8 protein-coding genes and 1 pseudogene are annotated in these 15,617 nt (G+C 72.7%); 6 read left to right on the top strand and 3 right to left on the bottom strand.

Features of this window, described 5'->3' with window-relative positions; genetic code table 11:
• Positions 1-101: 101 nt before the first annotated feature.
• From FRAEUI1C_RS05125 to leuA, 3 genes are all read right to left on the bottom strand, one after another.
• Complete coding sequence (locus FRAEUI1C_RS05125; RefSeq protein WP_013422216.1) at positions 102-4,283, bottom strand: tetratricopeptide repeat protein; 4,182 nt, start codon at positions 4,281-4,283, stop codon at positions 102-104.
• A 3-nt stretch (positions 4,284-4,286) separates the two neighbouring features.
• Complete coding sequence (locus FRAEUI1C_RS05120) at positions 4,287-4,637, bottom strand: hypothetical protein (protein WP_157734824.1); 351 nt, start codon at positions 4,635-4,637, stop codon at positions 4,287-4,289.
• A 261-nt stretch (positions 4,638-4,898) separates the two neighbouring features.
• Positions 4,899-6,605 carry a 2-isopropylmalate synthase gene (gene leuA / locus FRAEUI1C_RS05115; RefSeq protein ID WP_041260169.1) on the bottom strand — a complete coding sequence of 569 codons (1,707 nt, stop codon included), beginning with the start codon at positions 6,603-6,605 and terminating at the stop codon, positions 4,899-4,901.
• Positions 6,606-7,182: 577 nt separating this feature from the next.
• On the opposite strand from leuA, the pseudogene FRAEUI1C_RS05110 reads away from it, so the two are divergent.
• The 6 genes and pseudogenes from FRAEUI1C_RS05110 to FRAEUI1C_RS05085 form a co-directional block, all read left to right on the top strand.
• A pseudogene (locus FRAEUI1C_RS05110) lies at positions 7,183-8,976 on the top strand (acetolactate synthase large subunit); the annotation flags it as partial.
• The gene (gene ilvN / locus FRAEUI1C_RS05105) at positions 8,973-9,497 is read left to right on the top strand and encodes an acetolactate synthase small subunit (RefSeq protein ID WP_013422212.1); all 525 of its coding nucleotides are present in this window, start codon (positions 8,973-8,975) and stop codon (positions 9,495-9,497) included. The pseudogene FRAEUI1C_RS05110 and the gene ilvN, both read left to right, overlap by 4 nt.
• A 156-nt stretch (positions 9,498-9,653) precedes the next feature.
• Positions 9,654-10,646: a ketol-acid reductoisomerase gene (ilvC, locus tag FRAEUI1C_RS05100; protein ID WP_013422211.1), complete on the top strand. Its 993-nt coding sequence runs from the start codon at positions 9,654-9,656 to the stop codon at positions 10,644-10,646.
• 205 nt (positions 10,647-10,851) lie between these two features.
• Positions 10,852-12,435, top strand: coding sequence for a phosphoglycerate dehydrogenase (gene serA, locus FRAEUI1C_RS05095; RefSeq protein WP_013422210.1), 1,584 nt, complete (start codon positions 10,852-10,854; stop codon positions 12,433-12,435).
• 230 nt (positions 12,436-12,665) lie between these two features.
• Entirely contained in the window at positions 12,666-13,457 is a 792-nt protein-coding gene (locus FRAEUI1C_RS05090; protein WP_232425300.1) for a septum formation family protein, read from the top strand.
• Positions 13,458-13,708: 251 nt separating this feature from the next.
• Entirely contained in the window at positions 13,709-15,604 is a 1,896-nt protein-coding gene (locus FRAEUI1C_RS05085) for a penicillin-binding transpeptidase domain-containing protein (protein WP_013422208.1), read from the top strand.
• The last annotated feature ends 13 nt before the right edge of the window (positions 15,605-15,617 follow it).

The raw sequence follows: 15,617 nt of genomic DNA, 5'->3' as shown, positions 1-15,617 counted from the left end.
TACCGGCGCCCCAGGGGCCGGCCGGGACCGCGCGGCGGCCTCGCCGCGCTGCTCGCCGGACTGGCGCCCGTGGGCCGACCAGACAGCGGGAGCCGGGCCGGCTAGCGGTGGGAGTCGTCCGCGACCAGATCGGCGCTTTCCGCGACCACCGCCAGCGCGCCGGGCGCGATCCGCGTCAGCGCCCGGATGGACCGCGTCCAGTTGCCCGTGACCAGCGCTCGTGCCAGGAGCGATCGACCCTGGTCATGGCGGCCCGCCGCCGTCAGGGCGCTGGCCAGGTCGGCGAAGGTCCTGGCCTGCCCGTCCGGGTCGGGGACGGCTCGGGCGACAGCCTCGGCCCGCTCGGCGACCTCCTTCGCCTGGTCGTGGTGGCCGGCCGTCGCGAGGACACCCGCGGCGTTGGCGAGTGTGCGCGCCTGCCAGTCGGGATGGGCGCTGGCGCGGGCGACGGCCTCGGCCCGGTCGGCTACGGCCCTGACCTGGTCGTCGTGACCCGCGGCCGCCAGCGCGACCGTCAGGCTGGCGAGCACCTCGACCTGCTGGTACTGGTCGGTGACGGCGCGGGCGACGGCCTCGGCCCTGGCGACGACGATCCTGACCTGATCATGGTGGCCCGCGGTCGCCAGGGTGGCCGCGAGGCCGGCGAGCACCTGCGCCCGCCGGTAGGGGCGGTTGATGGTGCGCGCGGCCGTCTCGGCCCGGTCGGCGACCGCCGCGACCCGATCAGAGCGGCCCGCGGCCGCCAGGGCGGCCGCCAGGGCGGCAAGCGCCCGCGCCCGCGCGTCGGGATCGAGGACGGGGTCGGCGACGGCCTCGGCCTGGTCATAGCGGCCGGCGGTCGTCAGGACGCCCGCCAGGTCCGCGAGTGCCTCCGCCTGCCCATCCCGACTGACGCCGGTCAGGCCGTCGATGATGGCGCGGACCACGGCCTCGGCCTGATCGGCTACGGCCGCGGCCTGAGCGTGACGGCCAGCGGTCGTGAGGCCGGCCGCCAGACCGGCGAGCGCCCGTGCCCGCCGGTGGCGGTCGGCGATGGCGCGGGCGACGGCCTCGGCCTGGTCGTAACGGCCCGCGGTCGTCAGGACCCCGGCCAGATCGGCGAACGCCTGCCCCTGCCGGTCGCGGTCGGAGATCGTGCGGACGACCGCTTCGGCGTCGTCGTGGTGGCCCGCGGCGGCCAGGGCGGCCGCCAGGCCAGCGAGCGCCCCCGCCCGCTGATAGGGATCGGCGATGGTGCGGGCTACGGCCTCGGCCCGGTCGCGCTGGCCCACGCGCGCCAGGGCACTCGCCAGACCGGCGAGCGCCTCGGCCCGCTGGTACCGGTCGCCGATGGTGCGGGCGACGGCCTCGGCCCGGTCGGGCTGGCCCGCGGTCGCCAGGGCCACCACCAGACCGGCGAGCACCCGCGCCCGCCGGTAGAGATCGGCGATCGAGTACGCGACGGCCTCGGCCCGGTCGTGCTGGCCCGCGGCCGCCAGGGCACCCGCCAGCCGAGCGAGGATCCAGTCCTTGCGGTACCGGTCGGCGAGCGGGCCGGCGACGGCCTCGGCCTGACCGGCGACCGCCCTCGCCTTGTCATGGTCGCCCGCGGTCGCCAGGGCGGCCGCCAGCCCCGCGAGCACCTGCGCCCGCCGGTGGCGATCGGCGATGGCGTACGCGACGGCTTCGGCCCGGTCGTGCTGGCCGGCGGTCGTCAGGGCCCCCGCCAGGTCGGCGAGCGTCTGGGCCTGCTTGTCGGGGTCGGTGATGCTGCGGGCGACGGCTTCGGCCTGACCGGCCACGGCCTTCGCCTGGTCGTGATCGCCCGCGGTCGCCAGGGCGGCGGCCAGACCAGCCAGCCGCTCGGCGTGCCGGTAGGGCTCGGGAATCGTGCGCGCGACGGCTTCGGCCCGCTCCGCGACGGCCTTGGCCTGGTCATGGTGACCCGCGGTCGTCAAGGCGGTGGCCAGGCCGGCGAGCGCCTGGGCCCGCCGATGGCGGTCCGTGATGCTATGCACGACAGCTTCGGCCTCGTCGGCCGCGACTCTGGCCCATTCGCCGACGGCCTTGGCCTGGTCGTGCTGGCCCGCCGTCGCCAGGGCGGCCGCCAGACCAGCGAACGCCTCCGCCTGCCGGTAGGGATCACTGATCGCGCAGGCGACGGCTTCGGCTCGATCGTGCTGGCCCGCGGTCGCCAGGGCGTCCGTCAGGTCGGCGAGCGTCTGGTCCAGCCGGTCGGCGTCAGTGATCGTGTAGGCGACGGCTTCAGCCCGATCGTGCTCGCCGGCGGCCATCAGGGCGTCCGCCAGGCCGGCGAGGGCCTCCGACTGCCAGTAGGAATCGGTGATGGTCCGAGCGACGGTGTCAGCGCGGTCGTACTGGCCCGTGGTCGCCAGCGCACCCACCAGGGCGGCGAGCGCCTCGGACTGCCAGTCGGAGTCGGTGATCGCGCGCGCCACGGCCTCGGCCCCCTCGGCCGCGTCCTTGGCCTGATCTCGCAGGCCCGCGGTCCCGAGGGCGGCCGTCAGGTTCACGAGCGTCTCAGCCCGCCGGTCGAGGTCGGGGATCGCGCGGGCGACGGCCTCGACCTGGCCCGCGACGGCCTTGGCCTCGTCGGCAACGGCCTGGGCGTGCTCGGGACAGCTCGCGGCGGTCAGGGCGGCCACCAGACCCGCGAGTGCCGATAACCGCCGGCAGGGGTCGGGAATGGAACGGGCGACGGCCTCGGCCCGGTCGTACTGGCCCGCGTCCGCGAGCGCCGCCGCCAGACCAGCGAGCGCCTCGTCCTGCCGGTAGCGGTCGGGAATGGAACGGGCGACGGCCTCGGCCCGGTCGTACTGGCCCGCGTCCGCGAGCGCCGCCGCCAGACCAGCGAGCGCCCGCACCTGCCGGAGCCGGTCGGTGATGGTCCTGGCGACGGCCTCGGCCCGGTCGAGGTGACCGAGTCTGGCCCAGACCGCCGGCAGCGCGGGAGGCATGTTGGTGTTGCGTTCGATCAGGGTGTCGCGGTGCAGGGCGAGAAGCGTCAGCACGTTCAGGTCGGGCTCGTCCTGATCGAGGACGACGTTCTGGGTGACGCGGATCTCGGTAAGCGCGGCCGCGTCCCCGCTGGTGGTCTCCAGCATCCGGTTGTGCCGGGCCCGGTCGGTGGCGTACTCGATCAGGCGAGGGACGTCGCCGGTGGCGTGCAGCATCTGGTGATAGCCGCGCAGCAGGTACTCCGGGGTCCCGGCTGGCCAACGGCGGGCGCGGTAGCGGTCCGCCCAGGCATGGATCTGCTGGACGTGGCCCGCGGTGGCCTCGGCGCCGAGCTCGTCGAGGGCCGTGACGCGCAGCTCCTCGTGGCCGAGGACATAGAGGCCGGGGGCGGCGTCGGGCGCGAACCTGCTGTCGCGCAGGGTGAAGCTGCGTCCGGCGACGCCGTCGAGGTGGCGTTCCACCTGGCGGGCCGACTGTCCGGTGAGCTCCGCCAGATCCGGACCGCTGAGGCCACCACCGGCCGCGGTGAGCAGGCCGAGGAGCTGGCGGCCGAGGGGCGGCCCGGCGAGCAGCGCGAACAGCTCGCGCTCCATGTCCCCGCGGATCACCTGGGCCTGCCGCGAGGCGGCCAGCGGGCGGACGATGCTCGGGTCGTGCAGCGGATGGTGCCTGAGCACGTCCGGCGGGATCGGTGGGTTCACCCGGCCGGCAACGATGATCCGCAGGTCGGCGGGCGGGGCCGTGGGCAGCAGCGCGGCGATGCTGTGCCCCGCGGGGCCCTGGACGCCACGGTCCTCGTCCAGGCCGTCCACGACCAGTACGAGGCGTTCCCCGTCGCGGCGGCAGCGCTCGGCGGCCTCGGTGAGCAGGCCCAGAAACTGGGTGTCTCGCGTCGTGTCGGTCAACGGCGGTGGGGCTTCGCCGAGCAGATCGCAGAGCTGCTCGATGACCAGGTCGGTGAAGGCGACGCGGTCGTCCTGGCTCGCGTACCGGGCCGTGATGAAGAACGAGATGATCCGCACCCCGCGCGGCGGGTGCAGGACGAACCACGACATCAGCGCCGACTTGCCCGCCCAGGCGGGTGCCCGCCACCACGCGTAGCCAGGCCCGGGTTGCTGGCACCAGCCGGCGAGCTCGGCGATTTCGGCGTCTCTGCCGATCAGCTGAGGCGGGGCGATCCGACGGACCTGCTCCTGATAGGCCGACCGGCCGACCCGCGGCCCGGCCGCGACGCTGGTCGAGGCGGACGCGTCGTTGTGGCCGCCGATATATATACCGCCAGGGCCGACGTTGACCGTGTCAGGGGAGTTGGCGCGTCGCGGCACTCGCTACCGTTCCTCGACGTCCCGAACCCTGGTACGGATCTCGCCGGCCGAGACCTTCTCCACCAGCACCGCGCCGGAGCCGATCACGCTCTGACCGCCCGCCGGGGCACCCGGGACCTGCCGGATCCCGGCGACGTCCGTGACAATCGCCGCCCTCGACGATCCGCCGACGACCACCCCGCCGGCCCGCACGCGGCGGTCTGGTGGGCTCCGGCCGTCGACGAGGGTGAGCCAGATCTGCGACCCCGCCATCAGCAGGACCAGCACGGCGAAACCGGCTATCCAGGGCAGGGTCGGGCGACGGGAGGCGGCGTCCGTCACGAGCCCGGCGCCCGCGCCCGCGAGCGCTGACACACCGGACGCGATCGCGCGCGCCCCCCAGCCAGGCCAGGCCATTGCCGTTCCCCCCGCATTTGTCCCGGTGTGATGATCACACTACGGCAGCCCTCAGAGCGGGACGCGCGCGCCTGCGGGCAAGGGCGGGCCGCTGGCGGCCGTAGCCAGGTCGTTGGCCTCGCCGGGACAGGCAACGGACTTGTCCGGGCCCGAAACGAGCCGTGGCCGCCGTGGCCGGTCGAATCCGGTCACGGCGGCCACGGCCGCGCGGCTAGGCGGTCAGCTGGCGACGACCGGCGTGGTGCGGGCGCGGGCCGCTCGGTTGACCGCGCTCACGACGGCCCGCAGCGAGGCCGTGACGATGTTCGGGTCGATCCCGACCCCCCAGTAGACCCGGGCGCCCTGGGCGTCCTCGACCGCCACCTCGAGATAGGCGGCGGCCCGGGCGTCCGCGCCGGCGCCGATCGCGTGCTCGTTGTAGTCGTGGACCTTGACACTCACGCCCCGGGTGGACAGCGCGTCGACGAACGCGTCGATCGGGCCGTTGCCCTTGCCCGTGAGCACCTCCTCCGCGCCGTCACGGCGGACCGAGACGGTCACCTCGTCCTGGGCGCCGCTGCCGGCGGTGGCGGCGAACTGCAGCACCTCCAGCGGCGCCGGGCCCGCGGTCTCGTCCAGGAAGTACTCGCGGCGGAACATCTCCCACAGCTGCCCGGCGGTCACCTCGCCGCCCTCGCCGTCGGTGTGCCGCTGGACGACCCCGGAGAACTCGATCTGCAGCCGGCGCGGCAGGTCCAGGCCGTGCTCGGACTTCAGCAGATAGGCGACGCCCCCCTTGCCGGACTGGCTGTTCACCCGGATGACGGCCTCGTAGGTGCGGCCGACGTCCTTCGGGTCGATCGGCAGATACGGGACCTCCCAGACCCGCTGGCCGGTCCGGTCCATCGCCTCCAGGCCCTTCTTGATGGCGTCCTGGTGGGAGCCGGAGAAGGCCGTGTAGACGAGGTCGCCGCCGTAGGGGTGGCGCGGGTGTACGGGCAGCTGGTTGCAGTACTCGGTGGTCCGGCGGATCTCGTCGATGTCGGAGAAGTCGATCTGCGGGTCGATGCCCTGGGAGAACAGGTTCATCCCCAGGGTGACCAGGCAGACGTTGCCGGTCCGCTCGCCGTTGCCGAACAGGCAGCCCTCGACCCGGTCCGCGCCGGCCATGACGCCCAGCTCGGCCGCGGCGACCGCGCAGCCGCGGTCGTTGTGCGGGTGCAGCGAGAGCACGACCGCGTCGCGGCGGGTCAGGTTGCGCCCGACCCACTCGATCTGGTCGGCGTAGACGTTCGGGGTCGACATCTCTACGGTGGCCGGCAGGTTCAGCACGACCGGGCGGTCCGCCGTCGGCTCCCAGACGTCCATCACGGCCTCGCAGACCTCGACGGCGTACTCCAGCTCGGTGCCGGTGAACGACTCGGGGCTGTACTGCCAGCGCAGGTCGGTGCGGTCGTCCAGCAGCTTCTCCGCGTACTGGACGGTCCAGCGGGCGCCCTGGACCGCGATCTCGGTGATGCCGGCCCGGTCGGAGTTGAACACGACCCGCCGTTGCAGGGTGGACGTCGAGTTGTACAGGTGCAGCAGCGCCCTGCGGGAGCCGACCAGGGACTGGACGGTCCGCTCGATCAGCTCCTCGCGGGCCTGGGTCAGTACCTGGATGGTGACGTCGTCCGGGATCCGCTCTTCCTCGATCAGCTGGCGGATGAAGTCGAAGTCGGTCTGGCTCGCGGCCGGGAACCCGACCTCGATCTCCTTGTAGCCCATCCCGACCAGCAGCTCGAACATCTTCAGCTTGCGCTCGGGCGTCATCGGGTCGACCAGGGCCTGGTTGCCGTCACGCAGATCGACGCTGCACCACAGCGGCGCCTTCGTGATCTGGGCGTTCGGCCAGGTGCGGTCCGGCAGCGCGACCGGCGTGAACGGCCGGTACTTGTCGATGGGCATGCCGGAGGGAACCTGCGGATTGGTGATCACTGCATCTGCTTCCTGTCGAGGCCCTCAGCCCTGAGGTGCCTGTGACATCCGGGTCCCGTACGGCCGCGACGGGCGAAGTACGGGCCAGATGTGCTGACGCGCCAAGAACTCCGCGACGGGGAAGCCAGCCGGATGAGTCAGGCCCCGCCGCGGCGGATAAGGAGCAGGCCGCCAAGCCGTAGCTGCGTCAGCCCAAGGCGAGCGAGCAACGGCGCACTGGTCGGCAGGGTCGCCGGAAGCGAGGCACTCATGGCGTTAACACAGTAACCCAGCCCAGGCGCCGCCTGCGCCGTCGCGTGCCCAACACTTCCCTTGCGGCCGGATCCGGGTGGGCGCTTGACTTGGGCGGCGGTCGTCAGCCAAGGTAGGTGCGTGCGTCTGAACATTCTTGTGCGCGGTCTCGTAGTAGAGACGGAGCGTGCGTAGTCACCGGGGCAGGTCCCGGAGCCGACTCGTACGCAGCCCCTCAGTGCCCTCGGCACGAGGGGCTTTTTAGTGCCCTGGGCACGCCCCCGCGCCCCCCGAACCACGGCCCGTCAAGGAAGACGACCAGATGACTAGAGAGATCACCGGAGCCCAGTCGCTCGTCCACTCCCTGGAAGCGGTCGGAGCCGACGTTGTCTTCGGCATCCCGGGTGGCGCGATCCTGCCCGCTTACGACCCGCTGTACGACTCGGCCCGGGTCCGGCACATCCTGGTCCGCCACGAGCAGGGCGCGGGGCACGCCGCCGAGGGCTACGCGCAGGCGACCGGCAAGGTCGGCGTCTGCATGGCTACCTCCGGCCCGGGGGCGACGAACCTGGTCACGCCGATCGCCGACGCCTACATGGACTCGGTCCCGATGGTCGCGATCACCGGCCAGGTCGCGCGGCCGGCCATCGGGACGGACGCCTTCCAGGAGGCGGACATCTGCGGCATCACGATGCCGATCACCAAGCACAACTTCCTGGTCCAGTCGGCCGACGACATCCCGCGCACGATCGCCGAGGCGTTCCACCTCGCCGCCACCGGCCGGCCAGGGCCGGTGCTCGTCGACCTGCCCAAGGACGTCCTGCAGTCTCTGACGGCGGTGCTGCCGCACGAGGTGTGGCCGCCGACGCTCGACCTGCCCGGCTACCGGCCGGTGACCAGGCCGCACGCCAAGCAGGTCCGCGAGGCGGCCAAGATGATCAGCGCGTCCCGGCGGCCGGTGCTCTACATCGGTGGTGGCGTGCTGAAGTCCCGGGCCAGCGCCGAGCTGCGGATCCTCGCCGAGCTGACCGGGATCCCGGTCGTCACGACACTGATGGCCCGGGGTGCCTTCCCGGACTCCCACCACCTGCACCTGGGCATGCCGGGCATGCACGGCTCGGTGGCCGCCGTGACCGCGCTGCAGAAGTCCGACCTGCTGATCGCGCTGGGCACCCGGTTCGACGACCGGGTCACCGGCAAGCTGTCGTCGTTCGCGCCGACGGCGCAGATCATCCACGCCGACATCGACCCGGCCGAGATCGGCAAGAACCGGGTCGCCGACGTGCCGATCGTGGGCGACTGCCGGGAGGTCATCGCCGACCTGATCGGCGCGCTGCAGGCCGAGCCGAAGCCCGACCTCGCGGGCTGGTGGGACCACCTGAACCGGTGGCGCGACACCTACCCGCTCGGCTTCACCGAGCCGGCCGACGGCTCGCTGGCCCCGCAGCACGTCATCGAGCGGATCGGGAAGATCGCCGGTCCGGACGCGATCTACACGGCGGGCGTCGGCCAGCACCAGATGTGGGCCGCGCAGTTCATCTCCTACGAGCAGCCGTACACGTTCCTGAACTCCGGCGGCGCCGGGACGATGGGCTACGCGGTGCCGGCCGCGATGGGCGCGAAGGTCGGGCGGCCGGAGGCGACCGTCTGGGCGATCGACGGCGACGGCTGCTTCCAGATGACCAACCAGGAGCTCGCCACCTGCGCGCTGGAAGGCATCCCGATCAAGGTCGCCGTCATCAACAACGGCGCCCTCGGCATGGTCCGCCAGTGGCAGACGCTGTTCTACGACGAGCGGTACTCGAACACCGACCTGGGCACCCACCCGGCCAGCTCGCGCACCGGCGTGAAGCGGGTCCCCGACTTCGTTCGGCTCGCCGAGGCGCTCGGCTGCGTCGGGCTGCGCTGCGAGACGGCCGGGGACGTCGACAGCACGATCGAGAAGGCGATGGCCATCGACGACGCGCCGGTCGTCATCGACTTCGTCGTGCACCCGGACGCGATGGTCTGGCCGATGGTCGCCGCCGGCTCCAGCAACGACGACATCAAGGTCGCCCGCGGCATGGCCCCCGACTTTGACTACAGCGGCGACGCAGAGGTGAACCTGTGACCAGGCACACGCTTTCTGTTCTTGTGGAGAACAAGCCGGGGGTGCTGGCCCGGGTCGCGAGCCTGTTCTCGCGGCGGGGGTTCAACATCGAGTCGCTCGCCGTCGGGCCGACGGAGCACAGTGACATCTCGCGGATGACCATCGTGGTGGCCGTCGACGAGCTGCCGCTGGAGCAGGTCACCAAGCAGCTGAACAAGCTGGTGAACGTGCTCAAGATCGTCGAGATGGACGCGGACGTGTCGGTGCAGCGCGAGCTGGTGCTCATCAAGGTGCGCGCCGACGCGGCCGTCCGCTCGCAGGTCCTGGAGCTCGTCGGGCTGTTCCGCGCGAAGGTCGTCGACGTGGCCAGCGACGCCGTCACCGTGGAGGCCACCGGAACGCATGACAAGCTGGACGCGCTGGTCCGAGTCCTGGAGCCGTTCGGGATCAAGGAGCTCGTCCAGTCCGGCATGGTCGCGCTCGGCCGGGGCTCCCGTTCGATCACCGACCGAAGCCTGCGCGCCCTGGAGCGCACGGCGTAGCCAAGCCCTGGCTAACGGTAAGATCGCGCGCTGACGCCGAGGGCCTTCAGGCCAGAGAGCCCAGCTCGCGAGACCAGTCAGACCAAGTTCACCGGCGGCGGAAGAGGCGCGGAGCGCCGATTTCCGCCGAACGCCCTACAAGGAGATTCGCCCACGATGGTCGAGATCTACTACGACGACGACGCCAACCTCGACGACCTGACCGACCGGAAGGTCGCGATCATCGGGTACGGCAGCCAGGGCCACGCGCACGCGCTGAACCTGCGGGACTCGGGCGTCGACGTCCGCGTCGGCCTGCCGGAGACCAGCAAGAGCCGGGCGAAGGCGCAGGAGGAGGGCCTCCGGGTCGTCACCCCGTTCGAGGCCGCCGCCGAGGCCGACATCATCATGATCCTCGCGCCGGACACCGCCCACCGGAAGATCTACGCCGAGTCGATCCTGCCGAACCTCAAGGCCGGCGACGCGCTCGCCTTCGGCCACGGCTTCAACATCCGCTACAACCTGATCAGCCCGCCCGAGGGCGTCGACGTCTTCATGATCGCCCCCAAGGGCCCGGGCCACCTGGTTCGCCGGGTGTTCCAGGAGGGCAAGGGCGTGCCCTGCCTCGTCGCCGTCGAGACCGACGCGACCGGAAAGGCGCTGGCCACCGCGCTCGCCTACGCCAAGGGCATCGGCGGCACCCGCGCCGGGACGCTGCGCACGACCTTCACCGAGGAGACCGAGACCGACCTGTTCGGTGAGCAGGCCGTCCTGTGCGGTGGCGCGTCCGCCCTGGTCCAGGCCGGGTTCGAGACGCTGGTCGAGGCCGGCTACCAGCCGGAGATCGCCTACTTCGAGTGCCTGCACGAGCTGAAGCTCATCGTCGACCTGATGTACGAGGGCGGCATCTCCCAGATGCGCTACTCGATCTCCGACACCGCCGAGTACGGCGACGTCACCCGGGGCCCGCGGGTCGTCACCCCGGCGGTCAAGGCCGAGATGCGCAAGATCCTGGACGAGATCCAGGACGGCACCTTCGCGCGCGAGTGGGTCGCCGAGGACGACAACGGCCGCCCGAACTTCACCAAGCTCGTCGAGGAGGGCAAGTCCCACCCGATCGAGAAGGTCGGCTCGAAGCTGCGCTCGATGATGTCCTGGATCGCCAAGTAGCCGAGGTTTCGTAACTTCCGCGTAACGTCCAGTGACGGCCGGTAGGCCGTTGCTGGACGTTACGTGTTTTTGGGGCCGGGGTGACCTGGGACACCCGTTAAGCTCCTAGCCGCCGGAGGCGTCTGCCTGGCGCGGCCGGAGCGGCGGCAGCGCGCGAAGATCCGCGGCGGCGCCGCGCCCCTGCGCGCCTCAACGAGGAGATCACGTGCCCGTCGTACTCGTAGCCGAGGAGCTCTCGCCGGCCGGCCTGGCGGTGTTGTCCGGCGATTTCGAGCTTCGCCACGTGGACGGCGCCGACCGCGGTGCCCTGCTGCCCGCGCTCGCCGACGTCGACGCGGTGATCGTCCGGTCCGCGACGAAGATCGACGCCGAGGCGCTGGCCGCCGCGCCGAAGCTCAAGGTCGTCGCCCGCGCCGGCATCGGGCTCGACAACGTCGACGTCCCCGCCGCCACCACCCGGGGCGTCATGGTCGTCAACGCGCCGCAGTCGAACATCGTGAGCGCGGCCGAGCACGCGATCGCGCTGCTGCTCGCGGTCGCCCGCCGGGTTCCGGCCGCCGACCAGTCGCTGCAGAACGGCGAGTGGAAGCGCTCGAAGTACACCGGCGTCGAGCTCACGGAGAAGGTCGCCGGCGTCGTCGGCCTCGGCCGGATCGGTCAGCTGGTCGCGGCGCGGCTTGCCGCCTTCGGCATGACGCTCGTCGCCTACGATCCCTACCTCGCGCCGGCCCGGGCCGCGCAGATGGGCGTGCGCCTGGTCGACCTCGACGAGCTGCTGCGGGTCAGCGACGCCATCACGATCCACCTGCCGAAGACCAAGGAGACTCTTGGCCTGATCGGCGCCGACGAGCTGGCGAAGACCAAGCCCGGCGTCATCATCGTCAACGCCGCCCGCGGCGGGCTCGTCGTCGAGGAGGCGCTGGCGGACGCGATCCGCTCCGGCCACGTCGGCGGCGCGGGCGTCGACGTCTTCGTCAAGGAGCCGACCACCTCCTCGCCGCTGTTCGGGCTGGAGAACGTCGTCGTCACGCCACACCTGGGGGCCTCCACCAACGAGGCCCAGGAGAAGGCCGGCCTCGCGGTCGCCCGGTCGGTGCGGCTGGCGCTGCAGGGCGAGTTCGTCCCGGACGCGGTGAACGTGCAGGCCGGCGGCGTGGTCGCCGAGGACGTCCGGCCAGGTCTTCCGCTGGCGGAGAAGCTCGGCCAGGTGTTCACCGGTATCGCCGGCGGCCTCCCGGAGAACCTGACCGTCGAGATCCGCGGCGAGATCACCGAGTTCGACGTTTCCGTGCTCCAGCTCGCGGCGCTCAAGGGCGTGTTCCACGACGTCGTCGAGGAGCAGGTCACGTACGTGAACGCGCCGCTGCTGGCCAAGGAGCGCCATGTCGAGGTGGTTCTGGAGACGCACCGGGACAGCCCGGACTACCGCAACCTGGTCACCCTGCGCGGGGCGCTCGCGGACGGCACGGTGGTCTCGATCGCTGGCACGCTGATCGGCACCCGGCAGGTCGAGAAGATCACCGCGATCGACGGCTTCGAGGTCGACCTGAGGCCGGAGGCGCACCTGGCGTTCTTCCGGTACGAGGACCGGCCGGGCATCGTCGGCGCGGTCGGCGAGCTCTTGGGCGACGCGCACATCAACATCGCCAACGCCCAGGTCAGCCGGCTCGCCGTCGGCGGCCCGGCGCTGATGTCGCTCTCGCTCGACGACGCCGTCCCGGCCGACATCCTCCAGGAGATCGCGAAGATCATCGGTGCGCCGTACGCACGGGCTGTCAGCGTCAGCTAACGCATCCCCCGACCCGGACCACCTCGGCGAAGCGCGAACCAAGCGTCACCCGGACCGGGGGCCGCTTTGCACCACGCGTCAGCGGCACGTCACCGGGCGTCCCATTCTGACGGGACTGGAGGCAAAAAGAGGCCCGGTCGACCCCGCACCGTGGGGTATTCGTTGTGGTCTATCCGCACGTTGATGGAAAGACCATCGGGATGGCCCGGCGCGGGTTTACCGTTGCTGCCATGGCGTCGCCGGAACGGGAGCCCGCGGAGCACCGGGACCCCTTCGAGAACTTGCGCTTGGACGAGGGATTCGTCCGGGCCGCGCGGTTCGTCGAGCCCTCCGCCGCCGAGCGCGGTCGGACGGGCGACCGGCGCGATCCGGGCCGTTGCCAGGTCGTGCCCGCCAACCGGCGCCTTCCCGCCGGAATGCACAGGATGGTCTGGGCTCCGGGCCCGGGGCCGCGGCGTCGACGGGCCGCGCGGATCCTCGCCTTCGTCGCGGTGCTCGCCGGCGTCATGAGCATCGTCATCACGCTGCGTCACACAACCAATCGCACTCCGGCCACGACGCCGACCGCGACCGGCACTGGCCGAGCCACCTCCACGACCGCGCCCCTGGCGCCGCGGACGGCCAGCGGCTACCAGGTGTCCTCGGCCCTGCTGCCGACGCTGAAGGTCGGCGACTGCATCACCTGGGCGCTGCGGCCGGGCTCCACCGGCGCCATGGTCGTCTCGTGCACGACGCCGCACCGCGCCGAGGTGGTCAAGATTCTCGGCCTCACCGGACAGGTGCCCGGCGACATCTGGCCCGGATCCGCGGCCCTGGACAGCCTCGCGGCAACCCAGTGCGCCAAGGCCTTCCTGAGCTACACCAGTCATGCCAGGCCCGACCTGGAGATCGTCTCCAGCGCGTTGGAACCGGGTGCCGACGGGTGGAACGCCGGGGTACAGCAGCTGGCCTGCACGGCCCAGCTGCCCAACCGGGCCACGGTCAGCGAGTCGTTCGCCAGCCTCGCCACCACGCCGGCCTGACGCCACGCCACCGGAGGCCCAGGCCGGCCCTCGGCCGGTCCGGCGTCCCGCGCGCGCCCGGCGGTTGGGGCTCTCCGGCACCGGCAGGCAGCACCCAGCTCTGACGCGACATGCGGCGAGCCGCTACCCAACGTAAGTTACGGCCGTCGGCATCCCCGGACCAGCACCGATGACGGACGGTCCGGGCGCGAGCCGTCGCGGCGATCGGGGGAGGTAGCGCCGTGCCTTTGACTCCAGGCGGTTTCACAGCGATGGGCGGCGGGGGCCGGCGCCGGCGGGGCCCACGGCGCGGCGCCGCGCTGGCGGCGGCCGTGCTGCTGCTGCTCGGCGCCGGGGCCGGCGGCGGGTTCCTCTGGAAGACCGCGCGCGACCGGAACTCCGCCGACCGCGCCGTCCGCGACGTCGCGGTGGCCTATCTCGGGTCGTGGCGGGCGATCGACCGGGACCGCCCGGTCACACCCCCGGCCGTGACGCCGTCCCGGGCCGCGGCGAACGGCAACGCGGCCGGCCCGTCGGCCACGCCGAGCGCGACCGTCACGCCGCGGGCCTCCGCGGCGCCCGCCCTGTTCGTCGCCACGGGTTCGGCGCACGGTGGCGCGGGAGCGGGCGGCGGCGCGGGCGCGGGCGCTGCCGGTGTCTCCGCCGTCACCGGGCCGGGCGCGGCGGGCGCGGCCGGGATCGCGGCCGTCACCGTCCCGGGCGACACCGACGTCCCGACCCTGGTCACCGCGATGACCGACATGCGCGACCGGCTGCGCATCAGCGACGCCAGCTTCACCCCCGGCAAGGTCCACCGCGCCGGCACCAGCGCGACAGTCCCCTACACCGCGACGCTGCGCCTGGCCGACGCGCCGACGCCGTGGACCTACCCCGGCCAGCTGTCGCTGACGAAGCTCGGTGGCGTGTGGCGGGTGCAGGCGCGGCTGTCCTCGGTGCAGCCCGACCTCGCGCAGGGGCTGCGGTTCGACCGGACCGGCTCGACGGCCAGCCGCGGGCAGCTGCTCGACAGAGCGGGCCGGCCGCTGACGGAGGACCAGGATCTCGCCGGCAACCTCGTCGGCCAGATCTCCCCGCCGAGCGGGCTGCAGCGGGCCTACAACGACCGGCTCGAGGCTCTCGGCGGCCAGATCGTGCTGCGCGACGCGGCGGGGAAAACGGTGAAGACCCCGCAGACCTGGCCGATGGCCAACGGCCAGACGATACGCACCTCCATCAGCCTCTCCGTCCAGCAGGCCGCCGAGGCGGCGCTGGCGACCTCGCGGTGGCCGGCCGCGGCGCTCGTCGCGATCGACACCCGGACCGGGGGCATCCTCGCGTCGGCGAATCACCCGCCCAGCGGCTACGGCCGGGCCCTGCGCGGCACGTACCCACCGGGCTCGACTTTCAAGATCGTGACGGCGACCGCCGCGCTGATGAACGGGCGTAACGCCAACACCCAGCTGGACTGCTCGCAGACCATCCTGGCCGGCGGCCGATCCTTCTCGAACGCGGAGAACGAGAAGTTCGGGCCGCTGACGCTGCGCGACGCGTTCGCGCGCAGCTGCAACACGGCTTTCGTCGGCCTCGCCGAGTCGCTACCCCCTGGCGCGCTGGAGAAGGCCGCCCAGCTGTACGGCTTCGACGGGGCGGCGCCGTTGCCGATCGCGAGCGTCGGGGGCGTCTTCCCGGCCCCGCGGGACGGCGCCGAGCTGGCCTCGTCCGCGATCGGCCAGGGGCGGATCGCCGCGTCTCCGGCGCAGATGGCGAGCGTCGCGGCCGCGGTGGCCAGCGGCACCTGGCGCTCACCGTTCGTCGTCGGCGGCCCGGCCCGGTCCCACCAGCTGCCGGCGAAGATCCTGCCGGACCTGCGCTCGTTCATGCGGGCGGTCGTCACGGACGGGACTGCGGCGCAGGTCCAGTTCCCCGGTGAGGTGTTCGGCAAGACCGGCACGGCCGAGTACAACGCGGGGAACCCGCCGCCGACCCACGCCTGGTTCGTCGGCTACCGGGGCCCGATCGCCTTCGCGGTCCTCGTCGAGGACGGCGGCTTCGGCGCCGAGTCCGCCGCCCCGCTCGCCGCCGCCTTCCTGAACGCCCTCGACGGCAACCTCCCACCCCCGGCCAACCCGGCCACCGCCCCCGCAACCACCGCCGCCGCCCCCGGCTGAGCTCAGCCGACCA

It is taken from the genome of Pseudofrankia inefficax (genome assembly GCF_000166135.1).
GTDB classification, from domain to species: Bacteria; Actinomycetota; Actinomycetes; order Frankiales; family Frankiaceae; genus Pseudofrankia; species Pseudofrankia inefficax.
Note: the sequence above shows the minus strand (reverse complement) of the source record. Positions and strands in the feature narration are given on the sequence as shown.